The 16,214-nt window shown below is 71.6% G+C and carries 19 protein-coding genes; 13 read left to right on the plus strand and 6 right to left on the minus strand.

Features of this window, described 5'->3' with window-relative positions:
* Window positions 1-78: 78 nt before the first annotated feature.
* The gene (locus tag ASG88_RS21840; protein WP_056889574.1) at window positions 79-462 is read right to left on the minus strand and encodes an AsnC family protein; all 384 of its coding nucleotides are present in this window, start codon (window positions 460-462) and stop codon (window positions 79-81) included.
* 166 nt (window positions 463-628) lie between these two features.
* On the opposite strand from ASG88_RS21840, the gene ASG88_RS21845 reads away from it, so the two are divergent.
* A complete protein-coding gene (locus tag ASG88_RS21845; protein WP_056889575.1) occupies window positions 629-1,234 on the plus strand; it encodes an HAD-IA family hydrolase in 606 nt (201 codons plus the stop codon).
* A gap of 6 nt (window positions 1,235-1,240) precedes the next feature.
* On the opposite strand, the gene ASG88_RS21850 is transcribed toward ASG88_RS21845, so the two are convergent.
* The gene (locus ASG88_RS21850) at window positions 1,241-1,813 is read right to left on the minus strand and encodes a 1-acyl-sn-glycerol-3-phosphate acyltransferase (protein WP_056889576.1); all 573 of its coding nucleotides are present in this window, start codon (window positions 1,811-1,813) and stop codon (window positions 1,241-1,243) included.
* Between the two features lie 122 nt (window positions 1,814-1,935).
* Here ASG88_RS21850 and ASG88_RS21855 point away from each other — a divergent pair, with 122 nt between their 5' ends.
* Both ASG88_RS21855 and thrS read left to right on the plus strand, forming a co-directional pair.
* Window positions 1,936-3,765, plus strand: coding sequence for an ABC transporter ATP-binding protein (locus ASG88_RS21855; protein ID WP_235534964.1), 1,830 nt, complete (start codon window positions 1,936-1,938; stop codon window positions 3,763-3,765).
* Between the two features lie 24 nt (window positions 3,766-3,789).
* Window positions 3,790-5,799 (plus strand): threonine--tRNA ligase, encoded by a 2,010-nt coding sequence (gene thrS, locus ASG88_RS21860; RefSeq protein WP_414858651.1) that lies wholly within the window; start codon window positions 3,790-3,792, stop codon window positions 5,797-5,799.
* Window positions 5,800-5,810: 11 nt separating this feature from the next.
* On the opposite strand, the gene ASG88_RS21865 is transcribed toward thrS, so the two are convergent.
* Window positions 5,811-6,305: a GNAT family N-acetyltransferase gene (locus tag ASG88_RS21865; RefSeq protein ID WP_056889579.1), complete on the minus strand. Its 495-nt coding sequence runs from the start codon at window positions 6,303-6,305 to the stop codon at window positions 5,811-5,813.
* Window positions 6,306-6,338: 33 nt separating this feature from the next.
* Between ASG88_RS21865 and ASG88_RS21870 the strand changes: the two genes are divergently transcribed.
* Complete coding sequence (locus tag ASG88_RS21870; RefSeq protein WP_056889580.1) at window positions 6,339-6,878, plus strand: HIT family protein; 540 nt, start codon at window positions 6,339-6,341, stop codon at window positions 6,876-6,878.
* 97 nt (window positions 6,879-6,975) lie between these two features.
* The gene (locus ASG88_RS21875; RefSeq protein WP_056889581.1) at window positions 6,976-7,596 is read left to right on the plus strand and encodes a hypothetical protein; all 621 of its coding nucleotides are present in this window, start codon (window positions 6,976-6,978) and stop codon (window positions 7,594-7,596) included.
* A 30-nt stretch (window positions 7,597-7,626) separates the two neighbouring features.
* Here ASG88_RS21875 and ASG88_RS21880 read toward each other — a convergent pair whose 3' ends face one another.
* On the minus strand, window positions 7,627-8,769 hold the full coding sequence (locus tag ASG88_RS21880) for a N(5)-(carboxyethyl)ornithine synthase (RefSeq protein WP_056889582.1): 1,143 nt from the start codon (window positions 8,767-8,769) through the stop codon (window positions 7,627-7,629).
* Window positions 8,766-8,903 (minus strand): hypothetical protein, encoded by a 138-nt coding sequence (locus tag ASG88_RS23670; RefSeq protein ID WP_200956553.1) that lies wholly within the window; start codon window positions 8,901-8,903, stop codon window positions 8,766-8,768. Before ASG88_RS23670 ends, ASG88_RS21880 begins: the two co-directional genes overlap by 4 nt.
* A gap of 71 nt (window positions 8,904-8,974) precedes the next feature.
* On the opposite strand from ASG88_RS23670, the gene ASG88_RS21885 reads away from it, so the two are divergent.
* From ASG88_RS21885 to ASG88_RS21920, 8 genes are all read left to right on the plus strand, one after another.
* Window positions 8,975-9,730, plus strand: a complete 756-nt coding sequence (locus tag ASG88_RS21885) for an inositol monophosphatase family protein (protein ID WP_056889583.1) — start codon at window positions 8,975-8,977, stop codon at window positions 9,728-9,730.
* 9 nt (window positions 9,731-9,739) lie between these two features.
* Entirely contained in the window at window positions 9,740-10,363 is a 624-nt protein-coding gene (pgsA, locus tag ASG88_RS21890) for a phosphatidylinositol phosphate synthase (protein ID WP_056889584.1), read from the plus strand.
* A gap of 66 nt (window positions 10,364-10,429) precedes the next feature.
* Complete coding sequence (gene pdxS / locus ASG88_RS21895) at window positions 10,430-11,332, plus strand: pyridoxal 5'-phosphate synthase lyase subunit PdxS (protein ID WP_056889585.1); 903 nt, start codon at window positions 10,430-10,432, stop codon at window positions 11,330-11,332.
* 312 nt (window positions 11,333-11,644) lie between these two features.
* Window positions 11,645-12,196 (plus strand): alternate-type signal peptide domain-containing protein, encoded by a 552-nt coding sequence (locus tag ASG88_RS21900; protein WP_056889586.1) that lies wholly within the window; start codon window positions 11,645-11,647, stop codon window positions 12,194-12,196.
* Between the two features lie 25 nt (window positions 12,197-12,221).
* A complete protein-coding gene (locus tag ASG88_RS21905; RefSeq protein WP_056889587.1) occupies window positions 12,222-12,773 on the plus strand; it encodes a signal peptidase I in 552 nt (183 codons plus the stop codon).
* The gene (locus ASG88_RS23400) at window positions 12,770-13,453 is read left to right on the plus strand and encodes a hypothetical protein (RefSeq protein ID WP_056889588.1); all 684 of its coding nucleotides are present in this window, start codon (window positions 12,770-12,772) and stop codon (window positions 13,451-13,453) included. The genes ASG88_RS21905 and ASG88_RS23400 overlap by 4 nt, the downstream gene beginning before the upstream one ends.
* Window positions 13,454-13,493: 40 nt before the next feature.
* Entirely contained in the window at window positions 13,494-14,048 is a 555-nt protein-coding gene (locus ASG88_RS23405; protein WP_162259889.1) for a SipW-dependent-type signal peptide-containing protein, read from the plus strand.
* Window positions 14,045-15,031: a signal peptidase I gene (locus ASG88_RS21920; RefSeq protein ID WP_056889590.1), complete on the plus strand. Its 987-nt coding sequence runs from the start codon at window positions 14,045-14,047 to the stop codon at window positions 15,029-15,031. Before ASG88_RS23405 ends, ASG88_RS21920 begins: the two co-directional genes overlap by 4 nt.
* Before the next feature lie 9 nt (window positions 15,032-15,040).
* On the opposite strand, the gene ASG88_RS21925 is transcribed toward ASG88_RS21920, so the two are convergent.
* The gene (locus tag ASG88_RS21925; protein WP_056889591.1) at window positions 15,041-16,171 is read right to left on the minus strand and encodes a serine hydrolase domain-containing protein; all 1,131 of its coding nucleotides are present in this window, start codon (window positions 16,169-16,171) and stop codon (window positions 15,041-15,043) included.
* Window positions 16,172-16,214: the final 43 nt, after the last annotated feature.

A 16,214-nucleotide genomic window follows, 5' to 3' on the forward strand; every position in this document is an offset into this window, starting at 1 on the left:
CGCCGAGCTGTGGGTTGGGCTGCACGGGGGTGAGCCCAACCCACAGCCCACGTCTCGGACGGCCGGACGGCCCGTGTGTCAGGCGGAGGCGTTGCTCTTGCGGGTCTTGCTCCCGGCGAAGCGCTCCCAGGCGGCTTGGCGCGACACCCCGAGCGCCTGACCGATCTCCGCCCAGGAGAGGTGCCGCTCACGCGCCATCTGCACCCACTCGCCGAGGAAGCCGTTGACCTGCGTCGCGGTGTCGGCGATCAGGGGGAGCTTGGCGAGGATCTCGGTGTCGGACATCTCGTCCCAGGGGGGCCGCGAGATCGTCTCCAGCCGCTCCGGCGAGCTGAACTTGTGGTGGTAGAACTCGAGGCAGTCGACGCACATCATGGCGCCGAGACCGCCCGCGAACCGCGTCTCGGACGTCCCCTGGAACCCGCAGAAGGAGCACGACTTGTTGGCGGAGTTGAAGTCCATGCCGGGTCCCCTCAGGTCTGCGATCGGATCCGGGCGGTCGCGGAGGAGAGTGCCCCCCGGCGTGCTGCCCTTTCCGCCCAGCATGACACAAGGGGTGGCGTCCCACCCGGCCCACGAGCAACCGCCTCGACGTTTGCCCTCGCCTCGACCGGGTCAGGGTGCACGCATGACCATCAAGGCAGTGGTGTGCGACATCGGGGGAGTCCTCGAGGTCATCGACGACTCGGTGTTCCCCGGTCCCTGGCCGGCGCGACTGGGGCTGACCGACGCGGGGTTCGCCGAGCGGCTCGAGGGCCTCGACGGCGACCCGGTGGTCGGTGAGGTCACCTGGTCCGAGGTCCTCGGGCACTGGCGCGTGCGCCTCGGGCTCGACGAGGACAGCGCGCACGCCCTCGGCGAGGACTTCTGGCGCTGGTACGTCGGCACGCCCGACGAGCCGCTCGTTGCCTGGTTCGCGGGGCAGCGGCCGGCCCGGCTGACCGCGATCCTGTCCAACTCGGGACCGGGCGCGCGCGAGCGGGAGCGCCACCACGGCTTCGAGGGGATGGTCGACGACCTCGTCTACTCCCACGAGGTCGGCCTGGCCAAGCCCGACGCGGCGGTCTACGCGCTCGCGGCCGCGCGGCTCGGCGTACGACCGGCCGAGGTGCTCTTCCTCGACGACGTCGAGGTCAACGTCGAGGCGGCCCGAGCCGCCGGGTGGCACGCCGTGCTCCACGAGGAGACGGAGCGTTCCATCGCCGAGATGGAGCGCATCATCGGCGGGGCATGAGCCGCGTCAGCCCTCGTTGCGCAGCCGCGGCTCGGTGCGCTTCTCCGGGTGCAGGCCGTGCTTGTCGGCGTAGAACGCCCGCACCAGGTCCATGTCGGCGGACAGGTCACCGGTCGGGGTGAAGGTCGGTCCCACGCCCACCGTGCGGGTCGGGCCGTCCATGAACGCCAGCGTGATCGGCAGCCCGGTCTGCTGCGAGAGGCGGTAGAAGCCGGACTTCCAGTGGTCGGACCTGCTGCGGGTCCCCTCGGCGGCGATCGCGAGGAGGAACTCGTCGGACTCCCCGATGCGGTCGATCAGTGCGCGGATGTCCGCGGCCGGGTTGGCGCGGTCGATCGAGACCGCTCCCGTGGCCCGCATGACCGGCGCGAGCGGCCCCTTGAAGAACTCCTGCTTCACCATGATCCGGGGGTGCCGGCACTGGCTCCACGCCAGGAGCAGCGAGAAGACCCAGTCCCAGTTGGAGGTGTGCGGGGCACCCACCACGATGCCGTGCGACGGCAGCGTCCCCTCGGTGCGCCAGCGCACGAGTCGCAGGGCGGTGCGGGCGAGACGGGGACGGACCACCATGCGGGACATGGGCGCAGGTTAGCGGTGCCCCCGGGAGGTGACGAGCCCCGCACCGGCGCCGATGCCCGGCGTCGGGTTAGGGGCACCTAACCTACGAGCGTTCGACCTGACGACCCAGCAACGGAGCAATCGTGTCCCCAGCAGCCAGCCACGACGCGGACCGACCCCTCCGCGCGCTGTGGAAGCGGTACGGCGCCTACCGGGGGCGCTTCGTGGGAGCGGTCGTGGCGTCGACCGTCAACAAGGTCGCCGACGTGATGCCCGAGCTGCTGATCGGGGCCGCCGTCGACGTCGTCGTCCGCGGTGACGCGTCGTTCGTGGGCGAGCTGCTCGGCGTCGAGTCCCGTTACGCCCAGCTGGGCTGGATCGCGGCCGTCAATGTCGTGGTGTGGATCATCGAGTCCGTCTCCGACTACATCGCGAGCGTGCTGTGGCGAGGCCTCGCCCAGGGCGTCGAGCACGACCTGCGGGTCGAGGCCTACGACCACGTGCAGCACCTCGACCTCGGGTGGCACGAGTCGCGTCCCGCCGGCGCCACGCTGGCCACCCTCAACGACGACGTCAACCAGCTCGAGCGGTTCCTCGACATCGGCGCCCCGGCGATCCTGCAGACGACGCTCAACGTGCTGCTCGTCGGTGGGGTCTTCGCGGCCGCGTCGGGCCAGCTGCTGGTGCTGGCCTTCCTCCCGATCCCGCTCATCGTCGCCGGGTCGCTGGTCTTCCAGCGCCGCCTCGAGCCCCTCTACGTCCACGTCCGCAGCGCCGTGGCGGACCTGTCCGGCACGCTCAGCGCCAACCTGGCCGGCATCGCGACGATCAAGGCGTTCACCGCCGAGGACCGCGAGCGCGACCGGGTGCGTGCCGTGTCCCAGGCCTACCGCGACGCCAACACGACCGCGATCCGCTCCTCGGCCGCCTTCGTGCCGCTCGTGCGGATGGCGATCCTCGCCGGCTTCACCTGCACCCTGCTGCTCGGCGGCTGGGCCACCCTGCGCGGCGACCTCGAGGTGGGTCTCTACTCCGTGCTCGTCTTCATGACCCAGCGGTTGCTCTGGCCGCTGACCGACGTCGCCGAGGTGCTGGACCTCTACCAGCGCGGGCGGGCGTCGACGGCGCGCATCCTCGGCCTGCTCGAGGAGCCGGTCTCGGTCAAGGCCGGGGTCACCGCGCTGGCGCGGCCGGTGGCGGGCCGGATCGAGCTGCAGGGCGTCCGGGCCGGGTACGGCGAGGGGCCCGACGTGCTCCACGGCATCGACCTGGTCGTCCCGGCGGGGGAGACCCACGCGATCGTCGGCGCCACCGGGTCGGGCAAGTCGTCCCTGCTGCGCCTGGTGCTCCGCTTCGACGACCCGCGCTCGGGGCGCGTGCTGCTCGACGGGCAGGACGTCCGCGACCTCGACTGGGACTCGCTGCGCGGCTCGATGGGCTACGTCGCCCAGGACGTCTTCATGTTCGCCGGCTCCATCGCCGACAACATCTCCTACGGCCGTCCGGAGGCGACCCGGGAGCAGGTCCGGGCCGCCGCCGACGCGGCCGCCGCGCTCGACTTCGTCGAGCGGCTGCCCGACGGCCTGGACACGTGGGTCGGGGAGCGGGGCGTCACCCTCTCCGGCGGCCAGCGCCAGCGGCTCGCCCTGGCGCGGGCGCTGCTGCGTGACCCCTCCGTGCTCGTGCTGGACGAGGCCACCAGCGCCGTCGACAACGAGACCGAGGCTGCCATCCAGCGGTCCCTGCGGCAGGCGACCGCCGGCTGCACCGCACTGGTCGTCGCTCACCGACTCTCCACCGTCCGGCATGCGCACCGCATCTGGGTGCTCGACGCCGGGCGGGTCATCGAGGCCGGCACCCACGACGAGCTGGTGGCGCGCGACGGCGCGTACGCCGCCCTCTGGCGGGTCCAGACGGGGGAGCAGGTCGTCGTCTCCTTAATGCGGTCGAGCCGGTCCCGGACCGGCCGATAGCATCGCCCTGTCCGCACCACCTGCATGCAGAAGGAGCACCCCGTGTCCGAGATCAAGGTCGTCCGCACCCACGCTGGCCAGCGTGAGGAGCAGACCCTGACGACGGGCACCAAGGCCTGGGAGCTCTTCCGGGACGACGCCGACGTCATCGCCGCCCGCGTCGGGGGCGAGCTCCGCGACCTGGCCCACGAGCTGCGCGACGGCGACGAGGTCGAGGGCGTCGAGATGGCCAGCAAGGACGGCCGCGACATCCTGCGCCACTCCACCGCCCACGTCCTGGCCCAGGCCGTGCAGCAGATCTGGCCCGAGGCCCGCCTCGGCATCGGCCCGCCGGTGGAGAACGGCTTCTACTACGACTTCGACGTCGAGACCCCCTTCGTGCCGGAGGACCTCGCCAAGATCGAGACCGCGATGCGCAAGATCATCAAGGCCAACCAGCGCTTCGAGCGCCGGGTCACCACCGATGCCGATGCGCTGACCGAGCTCCAGGACGAGCCCTACAAGATCGAGCTCATCGGGCTCAAGGGTGGTGCCGGGGCCGCCGACACCGAGGGCGCCAGCGTCGAGGTCGGGGCCGGCGAGCTCACCATCTACGACAACATCGGACGTGACGGCCAGGCTGCCTGGTCCGACCTGTGCCGGGGCCCCCACCTGCCGACCACCAAGCGCATCCCGGCGTTCAAGCTGATGCGCAGCGCGGCGGCCTACTGGCGCGGCGACGAGAAGAACAAGCAGCTGCAGCGCATCTACGGCACCGCGTGGGAGTCCAAGGAGGCGCTCGACGAGCACCTCCACCGGATCGAGGAGGCCGAGCGGCGAGACCACCGCAAGCTCGGTCGCGAGCTCGACCTCTACTCCTTCCCGGACGAGATCGGCTCCGGCATGGCGGTCTTCCACCCGCGCGGTGGCGTCATCAAGCGGGAGATGGAGGACTACGTCCGCCGTCGGCACCTCGAGGAGGGCTTCGACTACGTCGGCACCCCGCACATCAGCAAGGACGGCCTGTTCCACACCTCCGGGCACCTGCCCTACTACGCGGACACCATGTTCCCGCCGATGGAGATGGAGCACGCGGAGTACCGCCTCAAGGCGATGAACTGCCCGATGCACAACCTGATCTACCGCTCGCGCCAGCGCTCCTACCGTGAGCTGCCGCTGCGGTTCTTCGAGTTCGGGTCGGTCTACCGCTACGAGAAGTCCGGCGTGGTCCACGGCCTGACCCGGGTCCGCGCGATGACCCAGGACGACTCGCACTCCTACGTCACCCCCGAGCAGGCGCCGGCCGAGGTCGAGCACCTGCTCACCTTCGTGACCGGTCTGCTCAAGGACTTCGGGCTCGACGACTACTACTTCGAGCTGTCCACCCGCGACGACTCCAAGCCCGACAAGTTCATCGGCTCCGACGAGCAGTGGCAGACCGCCACCGACGTCCTGGAGACCGCCGCGCTCAAGTTCGGCGTGGACCTGGTCCCCGACCCGGGCGGTGCCGCGTTCTACGGCCCCAAGATCTCGGTCCAGGCCAAGGACGCGATCGGTCGCACCTGGCAGATGTCGACCATCCAGTACGACTTCAACCAGCCGGCGGTTGACCGCTTCAACCTCGAGTACGTCGCCAACGACGGCACCCGCAAGCAGCCGGTGATGATCCACTCCGCCAAGTTCGGCTCGATCGAGCGGTTCATCGGCGTCCTCGTCGAGCACTACGCCGGCGCCTTCCCGCCCTGGCTCGCGCCCGTCCAGGTCCAGGCGATCCCGATCGCCGAGCGCCACAACGACTACCTGTACGACGTCGCGCGGCGGATGAAGGTGGCCGGGCTGCGGGTCGAGGTCGACGACTCCGACGACCGGATGCAGAAGAAGATCCGCAACGCGCAGCTGCAGAAGGTGCCGTTCATGATGATCGCCGGTGACGACGACGTGGAGAAGGGCGCGGTCTCCTTCCGCTACCGCGACGGGCGCCAGGACAACGGGGTGCCCCTCGAGGAGGCCATCCAGCGGGTCGCGTCCGCCGTGGCGTCCCGCGAGCAGGTCTGAGACCAGACGCGTCAGCCGGGTGCGACGTCCTTGACGTAGCGCCGGCACGGCGAGGTGAAGTGCTCACCGAGGGCGACCACGTCATAGGCGAGGTCGCCCTCGTCGCGCCAGCCGTGACGGGCGTAGAACGCCCGCGCCCGGGCGTTGCCCACCACGACGGCGAGCCAGGCCGACGGATGGCCCGCGCCGGCGACCTGCCGCTCGGCCTCGGCGAGCAGGAGGTCCGCCACCCCGGATCCGCGGAAGGCCCTGTCGACGTAGACCTGCTCGACCTCGTCGCCCGCGACCATGATGAAGCCGGCGACGACGCCGTCGACCTCGGCGACGGTCGTGTCGTCGGTGCCGGCGATCCGGAGCTCGACGCGCTCGCGGAAGGCCTCGGGAGTACGCCGCCGGGTCAGGCCGTCGGGGACGTGGCCCCGGTGGCCGTCGTGCCAGCCACGGTGGAACAGCTCCGCGACCCGGGCGGCATCATCTGCGGTGGCGGGACGAAGGACCGGGGTCACGGCCGGACCCTACCGGCCCCCTAGGATCGCGGCATGGGCGACAACGGTGAGGGGGCGTCCGTCGAGGTGCCCCCGGACGGGCTCGAGCGGCTGTGGACGCCCTACCGGATGGCCTATGTGCGGTCGGACACGACCGCAGACGGCTGTCCCTTCTGCCGCATCCCGCAGGGTGTCGACGAGGACAACCTCGTCGTCGCGCGCGGTGCGACGACGTACGCCGTCCTCAACCTGCACCCCTACAACCCGGGGCACCTGATGGTGCTGCCCTACCGGCACGTCGCCGACCTCGAGGACCTGACGCCCGAGGAGTCGGCGGAGCTGATGGCCATGACCCAGCAGGCGATCCGCACCATCCGCGGCGTCAGCGCCCCGCACGCGTTCAACGTGGGGATCAACCTCGGTGGCCCGGCCGGCGGGTCGCTGGCCGACCACCTGCACCAGCACGTCGTACCGCGCTGGTCGGGGGACGCCAACTTCATCACGGTGATCGGGGCGACCAAGACGCTGCCGCAGCTGCTGGAGGACACCCGCGACCTGCTCGCGAACGCCTGGCACGACCTGTCCGAGGACTGACCGCCCGCCACCCCTTGCCCCGGGCTGCGGACAGGAGGAATCTGGACGGACCGGTGGCGCCACCGGGGTGCCACCCCGGGTGCGGAGGTGCACAGTGATGTATGCACGCTCGACGTCGATCACCGGCGATGCCGCTCAGATCGACGCCTGTGTCGCGTTCCTGCGCGAGGAAGTCATGCCCACGATCACGGTGATGGGCGGGTGCATGGGGATCTCCCTGCTCGTCGACCGTGACGCCGGACGCTGCATAGCCACGACGTCCTGGGCGGGGGAGGACGAGATGCGGGCCACCGAGGGACAGGTGGTCCCGCTGCGTGACCGCGCGAGTCGGATGATGGGTGGGGAGGCGGTCGTCGACCAGTGGGAGATCGCGGTCATGCACCGCGAGCACGAGACCGAGGAGGGTTCCTGGTGCCGGGTCACCTGGATGCAGTGCGAGCCCTCGGACCTCGAGTCGATGATCGACTTCTTCAAGGACACGGTCCTGGTGCGGCTCGAGGCCGACGACGACTTCTGCAGTGCCAGCTTCTTCGTGGACCGGGCCTCCGGCCGGTGCTGCGGCACGGCGCGGTTCGCGACACGAGAGGCCCTCGAGGGCTCCCGGGAGATGGCGAGGCGGATGCGCGACGAGCGCAGCGCCACGTCGGCGACCACCTTCACCGACATCGCGGAGTGCGAGCTGGTCATCGCGCACCTGCGGGTGCCCGAGCTGGTCTGAGGTCGCAGGGGTGGGCGCCGGTCCCCGCGTCTAGCCGACGGGGTGGGGGTGCTCCGGCGCGCGCCCCTGGAAGGCCAGGATGGCGGGGTTCTGGATCCGCCCGGCGCGGATCTCGATGGCCCGGCTGATGGTCTCGTTGCCGTCCCAGGCGTCGGGCCCCGAGAGCACCGTCTCCAGGAAGGGCAGCAGGGCCTCGCTGTTCTCCCACGTCGCCGAGTTCCACAGGTACGACGGGCTGTGGTCGACGGCGTAGTAGTGCACGCGGTCGGCCACGGTGAACATCGGCTCGTCGAAGGTCGTGGGGGTGGCCCACGAGAAGCCCATGCCCTCGTCGCAGGACACGTCCACGATCAGGCTGCCCTGCCGGAACGCGCCGAGGTCCTCGGTCCGCAGGTAGGTCAGCGGTGCTGCGGTGTCCTGCAGCGTGCAGTTGACGACGATGTCGTTCTCGGCGAGGTAGGCGGCCAGGGGCTCGCGACCGCGGTCGGTGATCACGTGGCTCACCGACGAGTCGTCCGGGTCGTGGTCGAACTGGCGGATCCGCACCGAGTGGATGGGCGACCCGACGGCCGCGACCCCCCGGTTGGTCAGCACGGCGACCTCGCTGACACCGTGGGCGTTCAGCGCCGTCACCGCCCCGCGGGCGGTGGCGCCGAAGCCGATCACCACGGCGCTGAGCCGGCGACCGTAGTCGCCGGTGACGCCGACGAGCTCCATCGCCTGCAGCACCGAGCAGTAGCCGGCCAGCTCGTTGTTCTTGTGGAAGACGTGCAGGCCGACGTGACCGTCCACCGTCCAGTGGTTCATCGCCTCGAAGGCGATCAGCGTCAGCTCCCGGTCGATGGCCAGCTGGGTCAGCTCCGGGTCCTGGACGCAGTGCGGCCAGCCCCAGAGGACCTGGCCGGCGTGCATCGCGGCCACGTCCTCGTGCTGGGGCTTGGGCAGCACCACCACGTCGGAGCCGGTGATGATCTCCTCGCGGGTCGCGAAACCGGCCACGTGCTCGCCGAGCTCCTCGTCGGTGCGGCCGAAGCGCGCGCCGTACCCGTGCTCGAGGGTGATCTGCCGAGCGAGGCCGGGGTCGAGGCGGGAGAGGTGCTCGGGGTGCAGCGGGAGGCGGTGCTCGTTCTCCTTGGAGGAGGTGCCGACCACGCCGAGGTGCAGGAGGCTCACTTCTTCTTGTGGGGAGTGAGACCCTCGACGGCCGTGGTGGCCCCCGATGCCTTGGCGTGCTTCTCGGCCCGCTTCTCCTTGATGGACTTGCCGGACTTCTTGGACATGCCCTGCCGTGGCGACTTGTCGGCCATCGGGACTCCCTGGTTGGAAGCCTGGATGGCTCCGTGCGGCCACAGTACGCCGCCCCGGTAGCGTGCGTGACGTGGATGACGCCCAGCTGGCCGCCGAGCTCGTCCGGGAGGCCGGGTCGCTGGCCGCCGCGATGCGCCGCGACGGCCTCGACGCCGAGACCAAGACCCACGTCTCCGACATCGTGACGGCCGCCGACCGGGCGGCCGAGCGCCTGGTCGTCGAGCGACTGCGGGAGGCGCGTCCCGACGACGCGATCGTGGGGGAGGAGGGCGCCGACCACACCGGGACGAGCGGCCGCACCTGGGTCATCGACCCGGTCGACGGCACCTACAACTTCCACCGCGGTCTCGACTGGTGGTGCTCGGCGCTGGCGCTGGTCGACGGCGACGACGTCGTCCTCGGTGCCGTGCACCACCCGCAGCAGGACGCGACGTACGTCGGGGGGCCGGGGCTGCCGCCCACCCGCGACGCGGTGCCGATGGCGCCGCTCGAGGACCGTCCGCTCGCGGAGTGCTGCGCCACGACCTACCTCCACCCGCCGTTCTACGACGGCGAGGTGGGTGCCGCGTTCGCCCGAGCCGTCGCCGGTGTCGCGACCCTGCGGATGATGGGATCCGGCACGCTGGACGCGATGGCGATCGCCGAGGGACGGTGCGACGTGCTCTTCCAGCACTCGGTCCCCGACTGGGACCGGCTCCCGGGCGCTGCGATCGTCCGCGGGGTGGGCGGTGAGTCCCGCGTGGTGGAGGCGGGAGGCCGGTCGTGGCACGTCCTCGGGGTCCCGAGCGCGGTGGCCGAGGTCTGCGACCGGCTCGAGCAGGAGTAGCCTGCGGCCGTGCTCGACAGGTTCAAGCAGTTCTGGCAGGGCGTCATGCTCGCGCCCTTCGTCAACCTCTTCATCCGTCTCGGCATCAGCCCCGACGTGGTGACCCTGGTCGGCACTGCCGGCCTGGCCTTCGGGGCGCTCTGGTTCTTCCCACAGGGCATGGTCTGGCAGGGCGTCCTCTTCATCACCGCCTTCGTCTTCAGCGACCTGATCGACGGTGCGATGGCCCGCAAGGCCGGCCGCACCGACGACTTCGGTGCCTTCCTCGACTCCACCCTGGACCGGGTCGCCGACGGGGCGCTCTTCGTCGGCGCCGCGCTCTACTTCGCCTGGGTGGTGGAGGACCGCCTCTACGTCGCCCTGTGCCTGGTGGTGCTGGTGATGGGCGCGGTCACGTCGTACGCCCGGGCCAAGGCCGACCACCTCGGCTACGACGCCAAGGTCGGCATCGCCGAGCGCCCGGACCGGCTCGTCGGCTTCCTCGTCCCGGCCTTCTTCGCCGACGTCCTCGACCTGCCCTGGCTGCTCGAGGCCGCCCTGTGGATCCTGGCCGTGGCGGCCACGGTGACCGTCGCCCAGCGCATCTGGACCGTCCGCCGCCAGGCCCTCGCCCGGGCGGCCTCGCGGGGCTGATCCCGGCCCCATCCACGGCCCGGTCCCGGCGTACGGACACGACCGCCGCGGACGTACGATTCGGCCATGTCCGACTCCCCGCAGACCCCCACCACCGGCACCTCGCGCGTCAAGCGCGGGATGGCCGAGATGCTGAAGGGCGGCGTCATCATGGACGTCGTCACCGCCGAGCAGGCCACGATCGCCGAGGACGCCGGCGCGGTCGCCGTGATGGCCCTCGAGCGGGTCCCCGCCGACATCCGCGCCCAGGGCGGCGTGTCCCGGATGAGCGACCCCGACATGATCGACTCGATCATCGAGGCCGTCTCCATCCCGGTCATGGCCAAGGCCCGCATCGGCCACTTCGCCGAGGCCCAGGTCCTCCAGTCGCTGGGCGTCGACTACATCGACGAGTCCGAGGTGCTGACGCCGGCCGACTACACCAACCACATCGACAAGTGGCAGTTCACCGTCCCCTTCGTGTGCGGGGCCACCAACCTGGGCGAGGCGCTGCGTCGCATCACCGAGGGTGCGGCGATGATCCGCTCCAAGGGCGAGGCCGGCACCGGAGACGTCTCCAACGCGGTGATGCACATGCGCACCATCGGCGGCGAGCTGCGTCGCCTGCACGGTCTGTCCGAGGACGAGCTGTACGTCGCGGCCAAGGAGCTCCAGGCGCCCTACGACCTGGTCAAGGAGGTCGCCCGGGCCGGCAAGCTGCCCGTCGTGCTCTTCACCGCCGGTGGCATCGCCACGCCGGCCGACGCCGCGATGATGATGCAGCTCGGTGCCGAGGGCGTCTTCGTCGGCTCGGGCATCTTCAAGTCCGGCAACCCGGCGCAGCGCGCCGAGGCGATCGTCAAGGCCACGACCTTCTTCGACGACCCCGACGTGGTCGCCAAGGTGAGCCGCGGGCTCGGCGAGGCGATGGTCGGCATCAACGTCGACGAGATCCCCCAGCCGCACCGGCTCTCCGAGCGCGGTTGGTGACGTCCGGCTGACGCGATCCACCACGAAGCCCCGACGCCCCTCGGCGTCGGGGCTTCGTCGTACCCGTGCCCGCTCGACGCGGAGCTCCGCGACGCCCCTTGCAGATGCCCGTGACGGACACATGGTCCAGACCACTTCGCGGGAGAGAACCACAGCCCGGGAACAGGCGCTCCACGAGCCGTGCACCGGATGACAGCCGCGCCAACGCGCTCGGCCGCGGACCACAGGCTTCCGGTCGGGAGCCCGGACCTGGGGCTCCGACGGGGGCACGCTTCTCGGCCCTTGGACCTCATCCGAGTCGAAGGAACTTCCATGAACAAGACGACCAAGGGCGCGTTCGCGGCCTCCGCTGCTGCTGTCCTCCTGCTCGGCGGCGCCGGCTCGCTGGCCTACTGGAGCGACAGCGAGACCATCAAGGGCGGCGACGTCACCGCCGGCAGCCTGTCGCTCGACACCCCGTCGTGCGACGCGGACTGGACCTACGCGGGCAGCGTCGCGAACACCGGCACGGTGGTGCGCTTCGTCCCCGGCGACGTCGTCACCAAGAGCTGCACGTTCGTGGTCCGTGGTGCGGGTGACAACCTGAAGGCCACCCTGACCGCTCCGCAGACCGCCGCCGTCGGGGCCAACGTGGAGGCCGACGTCACCGTCGCCTACAAGCTCGGCGCTGCCGACATGACGTCCCCCGCGGTCGTGACCGCGGCCGACAACGGCAAGACGGTCACGGCGAAGATCACGGTGACGTTCCCGTTCGGGACCGCCGAGACCGGTTCGCCCGCGGAGAACATCAACAACATGCAGGGATCCACTGCGGCGCTCGACGACATCGCCGTCTCCCTCGTCCAGATCAACCCGAACGCCTGAGGTCGGGCCGAGGGGGATCGAGCCGATGAGGTCCGTGCTGGGATGGGCCGGCCAGGTGTTCGCCTGGCTGGTCATCCTGGCCATGGTGTCGCTCCTCGCCGTCGCCGTGGTCATCCCACGGCTCGGTGGTGCGACGCCGTACACGGTCCTCACCGGCTCGATGCAGCCCGGGATGCCTCCGGGCACCCTGGTCGTCGTCAGGCCGATCGACCCCGCCGACGTCGCGGTCGGGACGGTGATCACCTACCAGCTCGAGTCGGGGAGGCCGACCGTGGTCACCCACCGGGTGACCGGCATCGGGGTCGACGCCCGCGGCGAGCTCCGCTACACCACCCAGGGCGACGCCAACAGCGCTCCGGACGCCCAGACGGTCCGGCCGGTCCAGGTCCGGGGCGCGCGCTGGTACGCCGTGCCCCACCTGGGTCGGGTCAACCTCCTCATGAGCGGGCAGGAGCGGCAGGTCGCGGTGTACGTCGCGGCGGCCCTGCTCCTCGGCTACGCCGGCTACCAGTTCGTCAGCGCCTCCACCCGGCCGCGTCGACGGCGGCAGCAAGCCCTCGCGGAGAGTGCCGCGTGAGGCGCCTCGTCGTGGCGACGCTTCTCGGCCTGCTGGGCCTGCTGGCGACGTCTCCTCCGGCCGCGGCCTCCGACCAGCAGCTCGAGCTGAGCCGCGACGGCCGCTCCTGGTCCCACACGCTCGGCGGAGGCGTCCTCGACACCGGCGTCCGTTGGGTGCCGGGGGACACCAGGGTGGTGGCGTTCCACGTCCGCAACGGCGGCGAGACGTCCGCAGACTTCTCCCTGGCGACCCTGAGCGACGACCCGGACGGACTGTTCGATCGCGGCCTGGTCACCGTCCACGCGCGGCTCGACGGTCAGGCGTGGACCTCCGTGCATGACCTCGACACGGACTACCGCCTCTCGACCGAGGGCCTGCCCGTCGACGGGAGCGCCCGCGTCGAGGTGCGGCTCGAGCTCGCCGACGCCGGCAACGAGACGCAGCACCTGCTCCTGCCGCTCGACTTCCGGCTGCGCCTCACCGACGCCACCGTGCGCCAGGACGGCGGCACCACCGGCGGCGCGACGACCGGCGGCGGGTCGACGACGCCGGACGGGGTGCTGCCTGCGACGGGAGCACCCGAGGTCCGGGCATCCCTGCTGGGAGCCGCCGTGCTGGTCGGCGCCGGCCTGGCACTCGTCCTCGCCGGGCGACGCCGCGAGGACGACGAGGAAGGGACCTGTCATGCGACTGCCTGAGTCCAGCCGTCCCCGGCACGTTCCCGGTGCGATCCGGTCGGTGCGATTCCGTGCCGTCCTGGCACTGGGCGTCCTCGTCGCGCCGCTCGGGGTCAACACCATGGCCTACTGGTCGTCGAGGGCCGTGATCACCCCCGGCCCCGTCGTCGCCGGCTCGTTCGACCTCAAGGTCAACGGCGGCGACGCCCTGGTCGAGGCCGGCCTCCGCGTCGACGCGATGGTCCCCGGCAGCAGCACGGCGGCCGTCTTCACGGTCAGCAACGCCAGCGTCGCCGACCACGCGACCATGCTCTACACGATCGCTGCGACCGCCGTGGACGGCTCCCCGTCCGGCTCCACTGCCGCCCTGACCGCCAAGGTCACGACCGACAGCGCGACCACCACCACGGGCGGCGGCCTCACGTGCGCCGGCACCGGGATCCAGACGGGCACGTCGTTCAACGGGGTGCTCGTCGGCACGCCCCGCACCCTCGTCCCCGGGGCGAGCCAGAAGATCTGCATCCAGGCCACCCTCGCCCCGTCCGCTCCCGCGAGCGGCTCGTCCACGATCACGGTCACCTTCCGTGCGGTTCAGAAGGACCCCCAGACGCCATGACCGACACGTCCTCCACCGTCGACCCCGCGACCACGTACGGCCTTCCCATCGAGCTCCCCACCACGCCCACGACGTCGTACCCCCGCCGGCTCGGCGGCCTCGCCCTGACGGTCGCCGCCGTCGCCGGTGCGCTGTCGCTCGCGGTGGCGCTGCTCTTCGCCGTCACGGGCGTGACACCGCTGGTGTTCCAGTCGGGCTCGATGAGCCCCGCGATCTCCACCGGCTCCCTGGCGCTCGCCCGGACCGTGGACGCGGAGGACCTCACGGTGGGCGACGTCGTCTCCGTCCGGGACGCCGCAGGGACCCGGGTCACCCACCGCGTCGCCAGCATCGCCGACGACGGGGCGCTCACGCTCAAGGGCGACGCCAACCTCAGCGCGGACGCGGAGACCTACCGCGTCGACACGGTGGACAGGGTGTTCGTCTCGGTGCCTCGTGCGGGAGCGGTCCTGTCGGCACTGACGGGCCCCGCGGGCCGCGGACTGGCCGCGGGCCTGGTGCTGGCCGTGCTGCTGGTGGTGCTGTCGCTGCGCGCCGGGACTCGTCCGGAGAAGGTGGAACGGGTCGCGGTGCTCGGCGCGCTGGTCGTGGTCCTGGGCGTGGGAGTCGGGCTGGCCCGCGTGCCGGAGGGCACCTCGGCCTTCTGGACCGACAGCGTGGCGGGCACCAGCAGGATCACCGTGGCGGCTCCAGCCGTGCCCGAGAAGCCCGTGCCCACCTCGTGCACCCGTACGGGTAACTCGATCAGGCTCACGTGGACGTCGACGTCGAGTCCTCAGAGCTTCCAGATCAGGCACACAAACCCCACGGCCGAGCCCACGGTCGCCGGGACCTTGCGCGCGGCCACCACGCAGAACGCCAACTTCAACAACTCGGTCGGGGAGGTGTGGGTGGTCGCGCTGTCGAACGGGCTCGAGTCGGAGTCCGCCCACTACCGCTTCAGCGGCAACGGCAGCGGCGCAACCTGCGTCCCGGTGGGTTGACCCCCTCCGTCAGCGGAGCGCGGTCGTGACCACCTCGGCCGCGTCCGCGAAGCCGTAGCCCGCACCGCCCGACAGGTCCGGCCGCCCCAGCCGCACCACCACGGTCCGGGACCGCGGGTCGACCAGCAGCACCTGGCCGCCGAGACCGATCGCGGCGTACGTCGACGACGGTGCCCCCGGCGCGAGCTGGCCGCTGACCGGGGTGAGCGGCTGGCCGTTCGCGTCCACCGCGTCCGTTGCGCCGCGGAGCGGGCCGGGACGGTTGAGCCACCACAGGAAGCCGTACGCCGCGTTGTGCACGGTCGAGGATGCGCCGACCGACTTCCGCACCCAGTCGCGGGTGACGATCCGCTTCCCGTCCACGATGCCTCGATCGAGGTAGAGCGTGCCGAACCTGGCCAGGTCCAGGCAGGTGGTCTGGAGGCCGAAGAAGACGGTGGTCGACCGTCCGCTCGCGTCGCGGACCATCCGGGTGTGGGTCATGCCCAGCGGCGCGAACAGCCGTCGCGCGGCGAACCGGTCGACGGGCGTGCCCGTCGCCCGTCGGAGCACCGCGTCGAGCACCTGGATGGCCGCGTTGTTGTAGGCCCACGCGCTGCCCGGGGCGTGCTGTTGGGTCAGCCCGACGGCGTACGCCGTGCGGTTGCGGGCCTGCACCAGGGCGCCGTAGTCGGAGTCGAAGGACCAGAAGCGACCGCTGTCGTTGGACAGCAGGTGACGCACCGTGACGGTGGCCGAGGGGGTCCCGCGCCACTGCGGGACGTAGCGCGACACGCGGTCGCCGAGGCGCAGCGACCCGTCCCGGACCGCGATGCCGACGAGCGCGCTTGTGACGGACTTGGTGACGGAGAAGACCTCGCGCGGCGTGGTCCGTCTCGTGCCCCAGTTCCAGTCGCGGGCGAGGCGGCCCTTGCGGACGACGGCGTAGCAGGTCGAGTCCGCCTGCTTCGCCTCGGCGGCCAGGGCCTCGAGACGGGCGGGCCGCAGCCCGAGGGCCGCGGGGCTGGCGGTGGGCCAGCCGTCGATCGTCGCCCGCGGGGGCGGCGCGGGGGCAGGCACCGTGCCGGCCGGCGTCGCGCCGAGGACGAGCAGCGCGGACAGCAACGGGGTGGCGAGCGCCGCGGTGCGGAGGGACCTCATGGGGCCCGAGGATACGGCCGGAGCAGTCCGTAGGATCCTCGCT

Origin of the sequence: Nocardioides sp. Soil777 (assembly GCF_001428425.1) — a bacterium.
GTDB lineage: Bacteria > Actinomycetota > Actinomycetes > Propionibacteriales > Nocardioidaceae > Nocardioides > Nocardioides terrigena.